Origin of the sequence: Agrobacterium burrii (assembly GCF_017313405.1) — a bacterium.
GTDB classification, from domain to species: domain Bacteria; phylum Pseudomonadota; class Alphaproteobacteria; order Rhizobiales; family Rhizobiaceae; genus Agrobacterium; species Agrobacterium burrii.
Genome location: NZ_JAFLNA010000001.1, coordinates 678,728 through 695,788 on the forward strand (window position 1 = coordinate 678,728; position 17,061 = coordinate 695,788).

Below are 17,061 nucleotides of genomic sequence, written 5' to 3' on the forward strand. Positions count from 1 at the left end.
GGCGAAGGTTTATTCCAAGCCCCTTTCCAACCCCTGTGACAGGAAAGCTGGTCTCAGGCCGTCAGTTGCTCATATGCCGCATAGATGGAAAGGAAGTCCGAGGCTTTCAAGCTGGCGCCGCCGATCAGCGCGCCATCGACGTTCTCGACGCCCATCAGTTCCAGCGCATTGGCGGGCTTCACCGAACCGCCATAGAGAATACGCATGGTCTTGCCGGCATCACCGAAGCGCTTGACGAGTTCGTCGCGCATGAAGGCATGGGCCTCGCGCACATCCTGCGTGGTGGGGGTGAGACCGGTGCCGATCGCCCAGACAGGCTCATAGGCGATGACGGTGTTTTCAGCGGTCGCTTCATCCGGCAAGGAGCCGGCCAGCTGGCGCTTGAGGATGTCGAGCGTCTGGCCCGCCTTGCGCTCATCCGCCGTCTCGCCAATGCAGACGATGGCGATAAGATCGGCCTGATGGGCCGCAACAGCCTTGGCGCGCACCAGATGATCCGTCTCGGCGTGGTCAGTGCGGCGCTCGGAATGGCCGACGATGACATGGGTGCCGAAGCAGTCGGCGATCATCTCGGCGGAAATATCGCCGGTATGCGCGCCGGCAGCGTTCTGGTGGCAATCCTGCGCGCCGATCAGCAGCGGGCTGTCATCGCACAGCGCCGTCGCCACATAAAGCAGCGTGGAGGGCGGGCAGATCAGCGCATCCACCTTCTCCGACAGCGCGCCCTTGACGCCCTCTGCCATGGCCTTGATCTGATCGAGCGAGGCACGCGTGCCGTTCATCTTCCAGTTTCCGGCAACAAGCGGTCGAACATTCGGCGTCATGCGTATCCCATTCCCTTTGTCTCGAGGCCGCCGCCTGTGGCAGCACCCCTTCCCTCAGCCGTCTCACGGCCCATAATCGCGACAGAAACACTGCCGGAAATCCCGGGATATTCCTTTAAACGGCCCCGGCAACAAATGGTACAAAAAAGCGGCCCGAAGGTTCAAAACGACGGTCAATTTCTGGAAATTCGCCGCCGCTGACCCAAAATAGAGGCCTCAGCGGCTTAAAATCCAGTTCAAAACCGCCCGCCAGTCGGTCATGCGCACCGGCGTTCCGTGGCTACCTGTCTCGAACCGGGTAAACCGCGCCGGCTCGCCGGCCTTCAGCAATGCACGAAAGATCGTCGCCTGCTGATCCGCCGAATAGACCTTGTCAGCGCTGCCATGGGTGAACCAGACCGGTTTTTTCGCCCTGGCAAAGGCGCTCTTCGGAAAATCGGGATCGACCGCGCCGCCGAGGATCGCTATGCCCTTGAGATCGGCAACAGCAACCTTGTCGCGGCTGATGCCATAACAGATGAAACTGCCCATCGAGGCACAGGCCAGCACTACGGGCTTTCCACCCGATTTCTGAGCCGCATCGGCAATCAGCGCCGCAACATCGGCAACGCCGTTTTCATCGAAGGAGCGCACGCTCGGCACATAATAGGTGCCGCCATTGGCAACAGCGAGATTTTTCAGCCGGTTGAAATTGCCGCCGAACGTATAGTCGTTCATGCCCAGCCGCCGGTCGCCGCCGCGCCCGTGAATGAAAACCACCGTGAAGGCCTGCCCCGATGCTGGCCCGACGCGCCCGACCTCAAGCGCCCTGCCCGCCACCGATACGGTTTCCAGCGCCTGCGCCTTCTTCGGCGTCATATCGACATATTGTCGCTTCACCCGGCGCTCCGGCACCTCGTCGCGGCCGTTAATGTCGCGCATTTCCTGATAATCGATCACCTCGGATGCACCACCATCCCCGGTGGAAAGCACCGTCTGGCTGGAAAACAGCTCGTCCTTGAAGGGCCGCAGCGGCCCATCGGCAGCGGAAGCAGCGCCCGGCATCACCGCAACAGTCAGGCAGAAAAGAGTACAAAACGTGAAATGAGCTGTGGACATGACTTGGCTAACCGTTCATTCGTGGCTGCGAGACTTGCCATCACAAGGGCGGCGGCGCAATCCTCCTGTTGCGAAACCCTGACATGGTCTCTGCAAGTGGCACGCCGCATTCGGCCACATGCCTTACATCTTTGGCGTTATAATCGCCCCCATATACAAAATGATTCGCCTGGCGAAATTCTGACGACACTATTTTTGAACCTTGGACATGATGGACGACAGCAACGATCTCTTCTCCGGTCTTCCGGCGGCACAAAACAGCGAAACGGCAACGAACGAGGACGCGGGCAAACCCGCGAAGGCCCCGGCGACCGCAGCTGCGAATGTAAACGTGCAGCCGAAACCCGCAGCCGTTGCGGCCGCCAACCCGCCTGCTCCACCCGCGCCCGTGTCTCCTTCCGGTGACGACTATGGCGCATCATCGATCCGCGTGCTCGAAGGGCTGGAGCCGGTGCGCATGCGGCCCGGCATGTATATTGGCGGCACCGACGAAAAGGCGCTGCACCACCTCTTTGCCGAAGTCATCGACAACTCCATGGACGAGGCCGTCGCCGGCCACGCCAATTTCATCGAGGTCCATCTCGATGCCGAAGGCTTCCTGACCGTCACCGACAACGGTCGTGGTATCCCGGTGGAAAACCACCCGCAGGTTCCCGGCAAATCGACGCTCGAAGTCATCATGACCAAGCTGCATGCCGGCGGCAAGTTCGACGGCAAGGCCTATGAGACGTCAGGCGGCCTGCACGGCGTCGGCGTGTCCGTGGTCAATGCGCTGTCCGATCTCTTGGAAGTGGAAGTCGCCCGTAACCGCAAGCTCTACCGCCAGCGTTTTTCGCGCGGCGCGCCGATCGGCGGGCTCGAGGAACTGGGCGATGTGCACAACCGCCGCGGCACCCGTGTGCGTTTCCATCCCGATCCGCAGATTTTCGGCGATCACGCCAAATTCGAACCGGCCCGCATCTTCCGCATGGCCCGCTCCAAGGCCTATCTGTTCGGCGGCGTTGAAATCCGCTGGAGCTGCGACCCCGGCATGGTGCCGGCCGATGGCGAAATCCCCGAAAAGGCCGTGTTCCATTTTCCGGGCGGCCTGAAGGATTATCTGGCCGCCACTCTCGGCAAGGAATTCACAGTCACCCGCGAGATTTTCTCAGGCCGCACCGAAAAGACCGGCGGCCACGGCGCGCTGGAATGGGCGGTCACCTGGTATGGCGGCGATACGCAGATCCATTCCTATTGCAACACCATTCCGACCCCCGAAGGCGGCACGCATGAGGCCGGTTTCCGCATCGCGCTGACCAAGGGCCTGAAGAACTACGCCGAGCTGACGCAGAACAAGCGCGCCAAGGAAATCACCACCGATGACGTGATGATTTCGGCAGCCGGCATGCTCTCGGTCTTCATCCGCGAGCCGGAATTCGTCGGCCAGACCAAGGACAAGCTCGCCACCGTCGAGGCCCAGCGCATCGTTGAAAATGCGCTCCGCGATCCCTTCGACCATTACCTCGCCGGTAATCCGGGCGAAGCGGACAAGCTGCTCGACTGGGTGATCGAGCGTGCCGAGGACCGCCTGCGCCGCCGCAAGGAAAAGGAAGTCAACCGCAAGACGGCGGTGCGCAAGCTGCGCCTGCCCGGCAAGCTGGCGGACTGCTCGCAGAACACGGCCGAAAATGCCGAACTCTTCATCGTCGAGGGTGATTCGGCTGGCGGCTCGGCCAAGCAGGCGCGCAACCGCGCCAATCAGGCCATCCTGCCGCTGCGCGGTAAAATCCTCAACGTCGGCAGTGCCAGCCGCGAAAAACTCTCCGCCAACCAGCAGATCGCCGATCTCATTCAGGCGCTCGGTTGCGGCACACGCACCAAATACCGCGAAGAGGATTTGCGCTACGAGCGCATCATCATCATGACCGATGCCGATGTCGATGGCGCGCATATCGCCTCGCTGCTCATCACCTTCTTCTATCAGGAAATGCCGGAACTCATTCGCGGCAACCACCTCTATCTGGCCGTGCCGCCGCTTTACGTCATCCGTCAGGGCGCAAAGAGCGCCTATGCCCGCGACGACGCCCATCGCGCCGAATTGATGGAGACCATGTTCAAGGGCAAGAAGGTCGAAATCGGCCGCTTCAAAGGCCTCGGCGAGATGATGGCCGCGCAGCTGAAGGAAACCACCATGGATCCCGGCAAGCGCACCCTGCTGCGCGTCGAGATCGATGACGTGGATTTTGAAGGCACCCGCGAGGCTGTCGACAATCTGATGGGCACGAAAGCGGACGCCCGCTTCCGCTTCATTCAGGAACGCGCGGCATTTGCGGATAATCTGGATATCTGATCATCCGTCCCGGCCAGCCATGCGCAGGCCGGGACGCTTTGAGTCATGCTGCCGCAACATCCTCGCGAACGTCCAGAATGCGGTCGATCAATCCCCATTCCTGTGCCTCTTCCACCGTCATGAAACGGTCGCGATCCATGGCCGCTTCGAACTCGTCGTAGCTGCGCTTGCAATGCTCGGCATAAAGCCGCGTCATGCGGTGCTTTGTCTGCCTGATTTCTTCAGCATGGATGAGCATATCCGACGCCTGCCCCTGAAAACCGCCGGACGGCTGGTGAATGAGGATGCTGGCGTTGGGCAATGCCGCCCGCGCCCCCGGTTCGCCGGCCATAAGCAGGAACGAGCCCATCGAGCGGGCAGTCCCCATGCACAGAGTATGAACCGGCGCGCGGATGTAGCGCATGGTGTCATACATTGCGAGACCGCTGGTCACGACGCCACCCGGTGAGTTGATGTAGAGATGGATCGGCTTCTTCGGGTTTTCCGCCTCCAGAAATAGCAATTGCGCGCAGACCAGCGCGGAAACAGCATCGTTGACCTCACCGTTGAGAAAGATGATCCTTTCCCGCAACAGGCGGGAATAGATGTCGAAAGACCGTTCTCCCCTTGCGGATTGTTCGACTACCATAGGGACGAGTTGCATCGCTTCGCGCATTGGCGAACTCCTGTCGTTTGAAAATGTCGGGAAATGGATCAGGCGGCGAGCTTGATCGGCGAACCGTTGTGGTTTGCGGCGGCCTTTGTCATCCGGCTGGGCTTGGTGACCGGCAACTCATGAATGACCCGCAGGCTGGTGCCGCCCCGGTCGTTTGAGGCGATCCTGAAGGTGACGGTGCTTTCCAGAAATGGCGGGTGATCCTCCCGCAGCCTGTAGCAGACTTCCTGACCGGGCTTGATATCGATCGCCTCGGGTTCCGCCAGCGCCTCCTTCGGCAACCAGTGTTCGCGAAACGCCGGAATGCTGATCGCACGCCAGACCTTCTGTGGCGGCTCGTCCAGATCATATTCAAGCTCAAGACCGTTTTTCGGCGCTGCGGGCGTTTGCCTGTTCATTGATCCATATCCTTCAGCAGGAGCTTGAGAGCCTCTATGCGTTGCGGCCAGTAGGCGCGGTATTTTCCGAGCCAGGTCGCAATCCGTGTCAGCCCGTCCGGATCGACCTCGTAATTGACGAAACGGCCCTGCCGCCGTTCAACCACAAGCCCGGCGCCGCGCAGGACCGACAGGTGCTGCGACATGGCCGGCTGGCTGATCTCGATCCCTTCGCGCAGGGCGGAAGCGTTCATGGCGCCATCCGCCAGTTTTTCGAAAATGGCGCGGCGGGTCGGATCGGCCAACGCCCGGAAAATATCGTTCTCTGTCATGACAACACATAAGCATAGACTTATGTGATTCACAAGCCCCCATCGCGTATCGGTTCCACCAGCCAGCTTTATGGGAAACCAAAATTCTCTTATGCCGTGAACGCTTTAGGCCCTCGCGCGTTTTCACCCGGCCTGATAATCTTCAGGCTGGGGAGCGATCAAACCAAGTGACTGCATTTACGGTCTTCATTGCCATTCTTCTGCTGGTCCTCGGATCGGGCCTGTTCGTCGTCATCGGCAAACAGCGGGAAAAGGCCATTCCCAAGCGCCCTTCCACCGCCCTGCCCGTGGCGGAGGATGAAACCGGGCTTGACCGGCACTGGCAGTCGATAAAAAACGGCTGGAACGAGAAAAACGCGCTCTGCCTGCTGCATTCCAATCTTGATGCCTTTGCGGTGCGCATGGCGGCGGCACGGGCGGCGGGGCGCAGCCTCGATCTCATGTATTACATGTGGAATGCCGATCTGACCGGGCGGCTGATGATGCGCGAAGTCATCGCCGCCGCCGACCGCGGCGTGCGCGTGCGGCTGCTTCTCGACGATCTCGGCGTCTCCATCTCCGACCGAATATTCCACGCCATCGACAGCCATCCGAATATCGAGCTGCGGCTTTTCAATCCCACAAGGGCGCGGGAAAACATCCTGTATCGAGGACTGGAGCTGGTGCTACGCTTCCGAAGCGTCAACCGGCGCATGCACAACAAGGCGTGGATTGCCGACGGACGGGCCGTGATCGTCGGCGGCCGCAATATTGGCGACGCCTATTTCGATGCCGCCGAACGGGCGAATTTCCACGATTTCGATATTCTCGGCTTCGGCAGGATCGTTGCCGACGCCACTGAAATTTTCGATGATTACTGGAACAGCGCCGTTTCCGTGCCGGTACGCTCGCTTCTGGCCAGACGACCGAGCAAGCTTGCCAGATTACGGCGTGAGCTTGATGCTCTGCCGAAAAGCGAGGCGGCAAAACCCTATCTGGAGCGCGTCGAAAGCCAATATGGCCGCGATCACTTCCTGATGTCGGACCGCCTGCACTGGGTCGACACGGCGGATGTGCTTGCCGACCCGCCGGAGAAAGCGGCGGGAAAACGCCGCAAGGGCCATAATTTCCTGATGGAAAGCCTGCTGCCGCTGATGCAGGCGGCGGCAGAGAGCCTGCACATCACCTCGCCCTATTTCATTCCCGGCAAACATGGCGTCGATATTTTCCTGAACCTTGCCGAGCGCGGCGTGTCGCTCGCCATCCTCACCAATTCGCTGGCCGCAACCGATGTCGCCGCCGTTCACGCCGGGTACGCCCGTTATCGAAAGCCGCTGCTATTGGGTGGGGTGCATCTGCATGAATTGCGCTCGCAGGCCGATCAGGGCGGCTTCACCCTGCGCGGTTCGGGACAGGCGAGCCTGCACACCAAGGCTTTCACCCGCGATGGCAAGACCGGCTATATCGGCTCGCTCAATTTCGATCCGCGCTCCGCCTCGCTCAACACGGAAATGGGCGTCGTTTTCAACTCGGCCCCGCTGGTTGCCCGCATGGATGAAATCTTCACCGAAGAAATCCGCCGCACCATGAGCTTCGAGCTAGATATTGACGATAGAAAGCGCATCGTCTGGATGACCGAAGAACAGGGCCAACCAACCATATACCGGCGTGAACCAGACGCGGCCATCAGCCGCCGGATCATCGCCGGCATCATGCGTTTCCTGCCGCTTGAATCGCAGCTTTGAGGAAGAGAGGCCCTGTCAGGCCGCCGGTCTCACACCGGCCTTGGCCAGCTGGATCTGCACCAGCGTGTCAAGGTTCTGGTTAACGCGGCAGTAGAATTCCTCGTCGATGAACGGTCGCAACATGAAATCATTGCCGCCCGCCTTCAGGAACCGCGCCGATAGCAGCCGGTTGGTGGAGGAAGACACGCCAATGATGCGCAACTCGTGCGATCCGCGCACGGTGCGGATGCGCCGCGTCAGTTCGAAACCATCAATGTCAGGCATGTTGTAGTCGGTTACCACAAGGCCGATATCTGGATTGGCTTTCAGGATTTCCAGCGCCTTCGCACCGCTGTCAGCAAGACTGACCCGGAAATTATAGCGCTTGAGACGGCTCGACAGCAGCGCCCGCGCCGTCGGGCTGTCATCGACGATCAGCACATGGTGGCGGTGGTTGGTGAGGAACCGGCAGACCGATTCCGTCAGCATGTCCACGGCGAAAATATTGTCCTTCAAAATGTAATCGACCACATCCTTGGCGATCAGCGTTTCGCGCGTCGCCTCATGGAAGGTGCTGGTGAAAACGATGGTCGGGATCGAAAGATCGATCAGATATTCCAGCGCCTCGCCCTTTTCCGCCCCCGGCAGGTTGATGTTGGAAATCGCCAACGTCACCGGCTCGGACGAATGTTCGTAACAGGCCTGCAACTCCTCGAAAGAGCGACACGCCTCCACGGAAACGCCCAACATTTCATTCAGGCGCCTGCTCACCATCTGGGTGAACACATTGCTATCTTCCGCCAGCAGAATGCGGTTGTTGGTGAAAGGCACACCCGAATATTGCATGCCCGTAATGCCGAGAAAATTCATCCTGTCCCAGTCCCCCATCGTCCTTCAGGGGAAAATAGCAGCGGTATTTTTCAGAATAATTAATAACACTTTTGCCGGCAAACCAGTCGGCACATATGCTTACCTAAAAGAAAATACGGCCCCGAAGGGCCGTATTTGGGTTGTTGGCATAAAGGCGCATCAGGCGCGCAGCAGCGCGTTTTCGGTATCGAACGGGCTCTCCTCCACCACCTCGGCATCGTAAAGCGTGCCGAGAATGCGGATTTTCAGCTTGGTGCCAACCGCTGCATATTCCGGCTTGAGCATGGCAAGCGCGATCGACTTGCCGATGCGCCAGCCGAAACCGCCGCTGGTGACACGGCCGGCAAGAGCGCCGTTTTCGTCGGAAATCGCTTCCGAACCGCGTGCATCGACATCCGTATTGCCCGACACGGTCAGCGTCGAAAACACCGATTTCAGGCCGGCTTCCTTGTAAGCCACCAGCGCATCACGGCCGATGAAGGATTTTTCCGGCCGCAGGAAGCGGTCGAGACCGGATTCATAGGCGTTATATTCCACCGAAAGTTCGCGGCCCATGTTGCGGTAGGATTTTTCGAGCGACATCGACACCATGGCCCGGATGCCGAACGGCTTGATGCCGAATTCCGCACCGGCTTCCATCAGCCGGTCGAAGATGTAATTCTGCATCTCGATCGGATGGTGCAGTTCCCAGCCGAGTTCGCCGACGAAGTTGACGCGCAGCGCATGCGCCGTCGCCACGCCGACGGAAATCTGCTTTGCCGTCAGCCAGGGGAAATCCTTGTTCTCCAGGCTGGTGCGGGTCAGCTTCTTCAACAGATCGCGAGACTTCGGGCCGGCAAGCACCAGCACGCCGTATTTCTGGGTGATCGGCTGCAGCACCACGGAACCGTCGGTCGGCGCAAGGCGGCGCAGCACGTCATGATCGTGGGCCTCAAGACCACCCGCCGAAACCATATAGAACCGGCCCGGCGCCCATTCATAAACGGTGAACTCCACCTTCACCCCGCCATTCGGCGTCAGAAGATGCGTGAGCGCGATGCGGCCGCGCTTCTTCGGCACGATATTGGCCAGAATGCTGTCCAGCCAGGCACGCGCACCGGGGCCGGAAACCTCCATCTTGGCGAAGGCCGACATATCAAGCACGCCAACATTCTGCGTAACGTTCTTCACCTCGTTGCCGACATGTTCGAAATAATTCGAACGGCGGAACGACCATTTTTCGACGATGCGGCCATCGTCCAACGGTGGTGCGTGGTTATGGCTGGTGATGACATCGGCGCCGACGCCGAGGTCTTCTTCGCGCAGCGCATAACCTTCCGGCGCATACCAGTTGGCGCGCTCCCAGCCGTAGACGGAACCGAACACGCCGCCGAGCTTCTTCAGACGGTCATAAACCGGCGTCGTCTTCAGCGGGCGGGCAGCGGAACGCTCCTCATCCGGATAATGCATGGTGAAGACGTTGGCATAGGCCTCTTCGTTCTTGGCGATGAGGTAGCCTTCCGTTGCGTGAGGCCCAAAGCGACGCGGATCGACGCCCATCAGATCGAGCGTCGGCTCGCCATCGACGATCCATTCGGCCAGCTGCCAGCCAGCGCCGCCGGCAGCGGTGATGCCGAAGGAATGGCCCTCATTCAGCCAGAAATTCTTCAGGCCCGGCGCGGGGCCGACGATTGGGTTGCCGTCAGGCGTATAGGCGATCGCGCCGTTATAAACCTTCTTGATGCCCACCTCCCCGAAGGCCGGAACGCGCACCATCGCGGTTTCGATATGTGGCATCAGGCGGTCGAGTTCTTCCTGGAACAGCTCATATTCGCTGTCGTCAGAGGGACCGTCGACATAACAGACCGGCGCGCCGACTTCGTAAGGGCCGAGGATCAGGCCGCCCGCTTCTTCGCGCATGTACCAGGCCGAGTCCGACTCCCGCAGAACGCCCATTTCCGGCAGGCCCTGACGGCGACGCTCCAGAATGGCCGGATGCGGCTCGGTGACGATATATTGATGCTCGACCGGAATGACCGGAATATCGATACCGACCATCTCACCGGTCTTGCGGGCAAAGGAGCCGGTGCAGGAAATAATATGTTCGGCGATGATCTCGCCCTTATCCGTCGTCACCTTCCAGTGACCGTCTTCCAGCTGCTCAATGGCGGTGACGGTGGTGTTGCGATAGATGGTGGCGCCGTAGTCACGCGCGCCCTTGGCCAGCGCCTGCGTCAGATCCGCCGGCTGGATATAACCGTCATCAGGATGCTGGATGGCGCCGAGCAGCCCGTCGGTCTCACAGAGCGGCCAGATTTCCTTCACCTGCTCCGGCGTCAGCATGTTGACGCGCACGCCAATGGTTTCGGCAATGCCGGCATAATACATATATTCGTCCCAGCGATCCTTGGTACGGGCGAGACGAATGTTCGAAACCTTGGAAAAGCCGACATTCATGCCGGTTTCTTCCTGGAGCTCCTCATAAAACTTCACGGAATATTTGTGGATCTGGCCAACCGAGTAGCTCATGTTGAACAGCGGCAGAAGACCGGCCGCATGCCAGGTGGAGCCGGATGTCAGCTCCTTGCGCTCGATGAGGACGCTGTCGCTCCAGCCCTTTTTGGCCAGGTGATAAAGCGTCGAGACGCCAACGACGCCGCCACCGATCACCACCGCCCGTGCATGTGTCTTCATTTACAGAACCCCTAAAAAGCGCCGGCATTGCCTGTCGTGCTGCCAAATCGATGAGGGGAATATGAAGCGCTTGGCAAACGTTCAGCCGCCTGATTGCGACATGGCCATAGGGTGCTGCGACAGGGAAGAAAATGCCGCCGTCAGGCAGGCTTCAGACCGCCATCGCCCCATGAGGAGACGAAGGCAGCGTAGATGTCGGAAGTGCCAACCGGAACAGATCGAGTTTCGCCGCCATAACGGGCCAGAGCCCGGCTACCTGTTCTGAAGCTGCATTTGCAGCCCCCTGATATCCGGGCCATCCAGTTTCAGGCCTTTGAGCACGTCATTACCGGGCACGATGATCGAGTTATTGAAGCCGGGACCGCCCGGCAGATTGTGTATCCCACCGCCGCCGCCCGGCGGCGGAGGAGGAGGCGGAAAACCCCCACCACCATCCTTGCAAGGTGGAATGCGATAGATGCAATCACTGTTGAATTGCGCTATATCGCCAACGGTCACGGACGGAACGACCGCCTCCTGCGCATTTGCCAGAAAAGGAAAAACCATGCCGAAGAGAAAAACTGTCCGTCTCATTTCGCAACCTCCTGCGAAGACGCACAAATCTTGACGCCGTCTTTCACGTCCTTGCCGGCGGCGGCTTTTGCCGCTGCGTCCAGCCAGGCGGGCGTGCTGTTGCGCATACCGATGGAAACACTGTTGAAACCTATGACGAGCGGCCTCGCGAACTGGCGATCGGAAAAGAGGCCGGAACTGTTCGTGCTGCGAATGGTGCTGTCATTGCCGGCCATGTTTTCGGCCTCCGGCTGTTGGCCCTGCGGGCCTGTGGTCGCGGCAGCAGCCGTGCCATCGATATTCTTCTGGACGTCGCCCTTGTTTCCTCCCGCATCGAGGAAAGTCGAGCGGCCCCGGCCGTTGGTGACCTTCACCCCGCGAGTGAGAAACGCCTGACGCACGACCAGCAGGCGGATGTCGTAAATATAACGCAGACCACAATCCTGCGTCTCCGCGGTCCTCAAAATATCGCGGCTGAGAATATAGGACAGTTTTTCGCGAAGATACTCGTCGGCGCAATAGACCTTTGTGTCGTCATCACCGCAAAACGCCATCAACGCGTTTTGCGCGTGAAAAGGGTTGATCGAATAAGTCTGGACATTTTGAAGCTCGATCTCCTCGACATCGGCCCGCGCGCCGCCGAAGGCAATATTGCGCAGAACCCCCGCCATGCCCTCTTTCCGTTCTATCTTGATGACCGGAAAAAGCGCGTCCTTCACTTGCAGGCCGGATGTGGTCCCATCGGATGCGACTTCCATGCGGGGCTGAGATACCGTCAGCGTCTTCTTGTCTTCCAGCCAAGTGCTGTCGCCGAAATAAGGCGCCTCCGACTTGACACCCAAATATCCCCGCAAATTCGGTATCTGGGTAATCTTGACGTAGCGGCCGATGAAGGATTCGCTTTCGAGATCGGTGGGCAGAGACTTGAACCTGTGCCCTGAATCCACGACCTCGGCGATGATGTCCCCCACATAAATATCCTCCTGCGGCGGATAGACCGGCTCGATACCTAAACTGCGGATAGATTCATTCCAGCGTTTCGGCAGGTAATCATCCGTCACGTCAGTCTCGCCCATCAGGAAAAACAAACCCGCCGCGCCGACAACGATACCTGCGGTCAATAGAGACGCTCTGGCGGCATGGGGCTTAACCCACCACCAGAATCCCCTCAGTTTTTCCCGCAGAGATGTTTTTACAGGAAGCTGGCCGAGAGGCTGGGCAGGCTGGGCAGGCTGGGCAGGCTGGGCAGGCTGGGCAGGCTGGGCAGGCTGGGCAGGCTGGGCATTTCCATTGACTGGATTCGTCATGTGAGCCCCGACAACAAGAAAAATAAACTAAAGAATAGCCATAATATATCAACTTAAAGTTTACTTATCAATGCAGTCTCTACGGGTATTTTGAATATATTTTCACGACGAGAACCGGCATACGCCCGCTCCCGGTGAACAGAAAGCCACGGCCAGATCCGCATAGCCGCGCCAGGGCATTTCCCAGCCCCGCCAGGCCTGATACGGGCAGCATAGCGGCGGAGATGGCCGCACCGATCAATTATCTCTGCCAGCCATCTTTGCCGCCGGCTTCGTTTCCACAGCGGTCTTATCGACAGACTTGTCGCCCGCTTTCCCGGCATCCTTTTCCGCTGTGACTTCCGCCGCAGGCGCTGCCGCACCCGTATGGGCCACCGCCGCCTTGTCGCCCTCTTCCGAAAGCAGCGCCGCCAGCATTTGCGGGTTGGCGTCGCCCTCCACATGGATGTTGAGATTGCGCTGCGGGAACGGGATGGCGATCCCCTCCTCGCGGAAGCGCTGCAGGATGGCGATCCTCAGCGCATTCTTCACGCCAAGCCCGGTCGACAGATCGGCAAGGTGGAACCGCAATTCGAAATCCAGCGAGAAATCGCCGAACCGCAGGAACTCCACATGCGGCTCGGGGTTGCGCAGCACCGGCGGCTGGGCGCGCACCAGTTCCAGCAGAATATCCATGACTTGCTGCGGATCGGAATCATAGGAAACGGAAACCGGAATTTCCGCACGCATGATGCGGTTGCGGTGCGTCCAGTTGCCGACCGAGGAGTTGATGAACTCGGAATTCGGCACAATGATCGACTGACCACGGAAGGTTTCGATTTCTGTGGCGCGCACGGAAAGCCGCTTGACGGTGCCTTCCGTCGTGCCGGTCACCACCCAGTCGCCCACCTTGAAGGGACGCTCGACCAGAAGGATGAGGCCGGACACGAAGTTCGAGACGATGTTCTGCAGGCCAAAACCGATACCGACCGAAAGAGCCGACGCGACGAGCGCGAGACTGGAGAGGTTAAGACCGGCGGAAGACACGCCGAAGATCGCCGCAACCGCAATGCCGAGATAACCGATGCCGGTCTTGACCGAGTTGCGCACCCCGGCATCCACCTGGCCCCGCGCCATGACGTTATTATCAAGCCACTTCTGGAACCAGCGGGTGATAATATAACCGATGGCAAAGACAAGAACGCCGCCGAAGAGGCCGATCAGCGAGATCGAGGCATTGCCGACGGTAATGCCTGTCAGCAGGCGATAGGCCCAGCTTTCGATATCACCCGGCTGGAAGCCCCAGGAAAACAGGATGAGCGGCACGCCGAAGGCAAGCGCTATGGCATAGATGCCAAGCCCGGCGGCAAGACCGGCCTGATCGAGCGCAACCGGACCGAGCCCGAAACGCCGCGCCAGATAACGCCCGGCAAGGGATTCTGAAAACGCACCCTGTCTGGAAATCGCCTTGCCGGACAGAATGCCGATATACATCGTCGCCAGCACCGCACCCGTGGCGACGATCTGCGTGGCAAGGAAGCGCGCAAGACCGACATAACCCGTCAGACACGCGCCGATGAGAATGAGACCGCCGACCCTCAGCAGAATGACCAGCCAGCGGGGCAGCCGCTGGTTGCCGGTCTCATAATCCTGCCCCTCGCCGATCATCGGCCGCAGGAAAGACACGGTGAGCAGGATGATGCCGATAATGATCGAGGCGACGAAGCTCTTGGCGACGGTGACGATCAGCGGCGAATAAAGCGTTTCGCTGATCGTTCCAAACAGATAGTCGAGACCATTGACGAGCGCCATCAGCAGCACCGCAGACGACAGCGTATGCGCGCCGCGATTGGACACTTTCAGCAAACGCCATTCCGGCTGGGTGGGTGCAAAGATCGCGTAGCTCAGCCGCGATACGAAATACACGAAACCGAGGATGGCCATGGCCCCGAACAGGATCGGCGCTATATCGGATCGCAGCACGTTGAAATTATCGAGGAAAAACGCCGAGGTGACCAGAAACAGGAACAGCGACAGCGATTGCACCATGGTCGACCAGAAGGCCACCGAAAGTCGCCGCAGATAGGAAGGCTCGCCGGTAAAGGCCCGCCGGTCCATGCGGCTGCCGAAAAACCGGTAACCACCGACCAGAAACAGCAGCCCCGCCATGATCGACAGCATCACGGCGCCGAACATCGGCAACCGCTTGTAGCTCCACACGAAACCCGCCCAGCTGCTGAAGGCGTTGCTGAGGTTGGTCACCTCGGTAACGAAGGCTGAAGAGGCGTCGCCCAGCGTCTGGGCAGAAACTTCCGTGCGCTTGAACAGGGTGGCGGCGAAAAGCGCCCGGCGAACCGCCGTGATATTGTTGGAAATCTGCGCGGCGTTGGTGGCGGTGCTCTCCACCTCACCGGCAATCGCATTCACCTCGGCACGCTCCGCCGTCAGCCGGGCGCGCTCTTCCGTCACCATGCTGGCTTCCGGCGGCTGGCCATCGGCCGGCGGCTCGCCAAGCGCCTCGAGACGAGTCTTGATCTGGTCCAGCCGGGTGCGCAGCTTGGTGTTGGCCGCCGCGGCATCGGCAGCAATGCCATCGACGCGACCCTTCATATCCACCAGATGCACATCGTCGCTGCCGCCCGCCTCCACCTGTCCGGTGATGGTTGCAACATCGGCTTTCCATTTTTCCAGTTCCGCTCGCGCCTGCTCCACCGTGGTGGCCTGGATCACGGCAGGCGCCGGCGGCGTTGTCTCCCCTTGCGCGGATGCCGGCATTGCGGGCAACAGAAACCCGCCGAGAAGCGAAAACATCATGACCATTATCATGGCCACGGCACTGCTTCGCACCCGACCAGGTGCCGGTTCGCCGAACACCCGCCTACCGTCAATCAATCCGCCGAACATCAACCGCACATCCATGCCTTTCGTCTCTTCACGCCGTCTCAGGCTATTTAACGCCTGCGCCGGGGAAAACCACCCGCATGAAGCGAGGTTTTCCGGAGTTTACCTTGCTTTTCACCACGAGAATCATCACCTTTGATAGTGCAGCAAACATGGGAGGAAATCATGGAATCTGCTGGTATTGGCTGGATCGCAGCTATCATCATCGGTGGTGTCGCCGGGTGGCTCGCCGAACAATTCATGAAAAGCAATATGGGTGTTTTCATGAACATCCTTCTTGGAATCGTCGGCGCGATCGTCGCCAACGCCATATTGTCTGTTTTTGGAATCGTTCTGGCCGGCTGGCTCGGTTATCTCATCGCCGGCTTCATCGGCGCCTGTATCCTTATCCTTATCGGGCGGGCATTCAGACGCGGCTAAGCAAAAGGAAAATCCGTAAAACCCCGGATTTTCAGCCTTTTCCAGCGCGACTGAAATTTTTTCGTCACAAAAATCGAAGAAATTTCATTTCCGCGCTGGACAAGCCCAAACTTCCCCTTTATAGCCCCCCTCACACCGCCACACGGTGTCGGTCGGGTGATTAGCTCAGTTGGTAGAGCAGCTGACTCTTAATCAGCGGGTCGTAGGTTCGAGCCCTACATCACCCACCAAATCTCTTTAAATGACAAGATGTTGCGATGCTTACTTAAAGCATCGCCCAAGCGATTGAGCTTGTGAATTCGTCCCTTTCCGACAATACCTGCGAAAGAAACGGTACTTGTCACCGACGATCCCGAGCTACACAGCCCCGTCAGCGTAAAAGCTCGCCAGAAATTCTACAACTTCGTTTCCGATGCGCTTTTTGCCCCGATGAAGCGCGGCTCCAATGGTCGCCCGGCAATACGGCTTCCAAATTCCTCCGTAAAACGAACGGGCGCCGCCTGCTTTACCGCATCGATGGCGGAATCGATAAATGCCTGCCGTCTCGGGCTCTCCTCTTGAGGTCGCGAGGCTATGACGACCACCTTGCCGCGTATTTGCCCGTCCTTATGCAGAATGAACCGCAGCGTCACCACCAGTCCCTCGGTGTCTTCCGGCGGCACCCAGCAGGCGTAGATTGCATCGAACATTTCGTTGAGATTACTTGCAGGCGTCGGATCCTTGCAGATCCGCGACTGGCCCGAAACCGGCGTCAGAATGCCTTCAGCCAGGATGCTCAACACCGCGAGACCGGGCAGCCTGAAACGACGGGACACCAAAGAAGTACGATTGGTCAAATCCAATATCCTCTATCAGGAAGCTGATCTGCCGCTCTGGCCAGCCAGTCACAACTTTTTTAAAAAAAATCGATTTTGTCAGTAAAAATTCCTGAAAGCTCTACGCGCTTGGATCTTAACCACTAAGAAATACAGCATAAATACGCAGATAAAAATACATTCCAATCAATACGAATAGATGATTACTACTTCCAAAATAAAATAA

At 59.1% G+C, this 17,061-nt stretch carries 15 protein-coding genes and 1 tRNA gene; 5 read left to right on the forward strand and 11 right to left on the reverse strand.

The features are described from left to right. Positions 1-53 precede the first annotated feature (53 nt). Positions 54-824 carry a triose-phosphate isomerase gene (tpiA, locus tag JZX89_RS03420; RefSeq protein ID WP_207133062.1) on the reverse strand — a complete coding sequence of 257 codons (771 nt, stop codon included), beginning with the start codon at positions 822-824 and terminating at the stop codon, positions 54-56. 216 nt (positions 825-1,040) lie between these two features. Continuing rightward, the gene (locus JZX89_RS03425) at positions 1,041-1,922 is read right to left on the reverse strand and encodes an alpha/beta hydrolase (protein ID WP_207133063.1); all 882 of its coding nucleotides are present in this window, start codon (positions 1,920-1,922) and stop codon (positions 1,041-1,043) included. Between the two features lie 208 nt (positions 1,923-2,130). Here JZX89_RS03425 and parE point away from each other — a divergent pair, with 208 nt between their 5' ends. After that, complete coding sequence (gene parE, locus JZX89_RS03430) at positions 2,131-4,251, forward strand: DNA topoisomerase IV subunit B (protein ID WP_207133064.1); 2,121 nt, start codon at positions 2,131-2,133, stop codon at positions 4,249-4,251. A gap of 43 nt (positions 4,252-4,294) precedes the next feature. Here the strand turns inward: parE and JZX89_RS03435 are convergent, their stop codons facing one another. Genes JZX89_RS03435 through JZX89_RS03445 form a run of 3 tightly spaced genes read right to left on the reverse strand, consistent with a single transcriptional unit; the run spans position 4,295 to position 5,615 of the window. Continuing rightward, on the reverse strand, positions 4,295-4,906 hold the full coding sequence (locus JZX89_RS03435) for an ATP-dependent Clp protease proteolytic subunit (RefSeq protein WP_149897521.1): 612 nt from the start codon (positions 4,904-4,906) through the stop codon (positions 4,295-4,297). A gap of 38 nt (positions 4,907-4,944) precedes the next feature. Further along, complete coding sequence (locus JZX89_RS03440) at positions 4,945-5,304, reverse strand: SRPBCC family protein (protein ID WP_207133065.1); 360 nt, start codon at positions 5,302-5,304, stop codon at positions 4,945-4,947. Next, positions 5,301-5,615, reverse strand: coding sequence for an ArsR/SmtB family transcription factor (locus JZX89_RS03445; protein ID WP_153513813.1), 315 nt, complete (start codon positions 5,613-5,615; stop codon positions 5,301-5,303). Before JZX89_RS03445 ends, JZX89_RS03440 begins: the two co-directional genes overlap by 4 nt. Before the next feature lie 167 nt (positions 5,616-5,782). Here JZX89_RS03445 and JZX89_RS03450 point away from each other — a divergent pair, with 167 nt between their 5' ends. Next, the gene (locus JZX89_RS03450) at positions 5,783-7,339 is read left to right on the forward strand and encodes a phospholipase D family protein (RefSeq protein ID WP_207133066.1); all 1,557 of its coding nucleotides are present in this window, start codon (positions 5,783-5,785) and stop codon (positions 7,337-7,339) included. A 15-nt stretch (positions 7,340-7,354) separates the two neighbouring features. On the opposite strand, the gene JZX89_RS03455 is transcribed toward JZX89_RS03450, so the two are convergent. From JZX89_RS03455 to JZX89_RS03475, 5 genes are all read right to left on the reverse strand, one after another. Then, on the reverse strand, positions 7,355-8,188 hold the full coding sequence (locus JZX89_RS03455; protein ID WP_153513814.1) for a response regulator: 834 nt from the start codon (positions 8,186-8,188) through the stop codon (positions 7,355-7,357). 159 nt (positions 8,189-8,347) lie between these two features. Beyond that, complete coding sequence (locus JZX89_RS03460; RefSeq protein ID WP_207133067.1) at positions 8,348-10,861, reverse strand: GcvT family protein; 2,514 nt, start codon at positions 10,859-10,861, stop codon at positions 8,348-8,350. A 252-nt stretch (positions 10,862-11,113) separates the two neighbouring features. Next, positions 11,114-11,434, reverse strand: coding sequence for a hypothetical protein (locus JZX89_RS03465; protein ID WP_153513816.1), 321 nt, complete (start codon positions 11,432-11,434; stop codon positions 11,114-11,116). After that, positions 11,431-12,720, reverse strand: coding sequence for a hypothetical protein (locus JZX89_RS03470; RefSeq protein WP_246746653.1), 1,290 nt, complete (start codon positions 12,718-12,720; stop codon positions 11,431-11,433). Before JZX89_RS03470 ends, JZX89_RS03465 begins: the two co-directional genes overlap by 4 nt. A 237-nt stretch (positions 12,721-12,957) precedes the next feature. Continuing rightward, positions 12,958-15,618: a mechanosensitive ion channel family protein gene (locus tag JZX89_RS03475; protein ID WP_207133068.1), complete on the reverse strand. Its 2,661-nt coding sequence runs from the start codon at positions 15,616-15,618 to the stop codon at positions 12,958-12,960. Between JZX89_RS03475 and JZX89_RS03480 the strand changes: the two genes are divergently transcribed. The 3 genes from JZX89_RS03480 to JZX89_RS03490 all read left to right on the forward strand — a co-directional run bounded on the left by JZX89_RS03480 (position 15,512) and on the right by JZX89_RS03490 (position 16,250). Next, positions 15,512-15,739 carry a hypothetical protein gene (locus JZX89_RS03480; RefSeq protein ID WP_207133091.1) on the forward strand — a complete coding sequence of 76 codons (228 nt, stop codon included), beginning with the start codon at positions 15,512-15,514 and terminating at the stop codon, positions 15,737-15,739. The genes JZX89_RS03475 and JZX89_RS03480 overlap by 107 nt on opposite strands. Before the next feature lie 26 nt (positions 15,740-15,765). Beyond that, positions 15,766-16,020: a GlsB/YeaQ/YmgE family stress response membrane protein gene (locus JZX89_RS03485; RefSeq protein ID WP_149897515.1), complete on the forward strand. Its 255-nt coding sequence runs from the start codon at positions 15,766-15,768 to the stop codon at positions 16,018-16,020. A gap of 154 nt (positions 16,021-16,174) precedes the next feature. Further along, positions 16,175-16,250: transfer RNA gene (locus tag JZX89_RS03490), tRNA-Lys, on the forward strand. Between the two features lie 165 nt (positions 16,251-16,415). Here JZX89_RS03490 and tolA read toward each other — a convergent pair. Beyond that, complete coding sequence (gene tolA / locus JZX89_RS03495) at positions 16,416-16,856, reverse strand: cell envelope integrity protein TolA (RefSeq protein ID WP_207133069.1); 441 nt, start codon at positions 16,854-16,856, stop codon at positions 16,416-16,418. Positions 16,857-17,061: the final 205 nt, after the last annotated feature.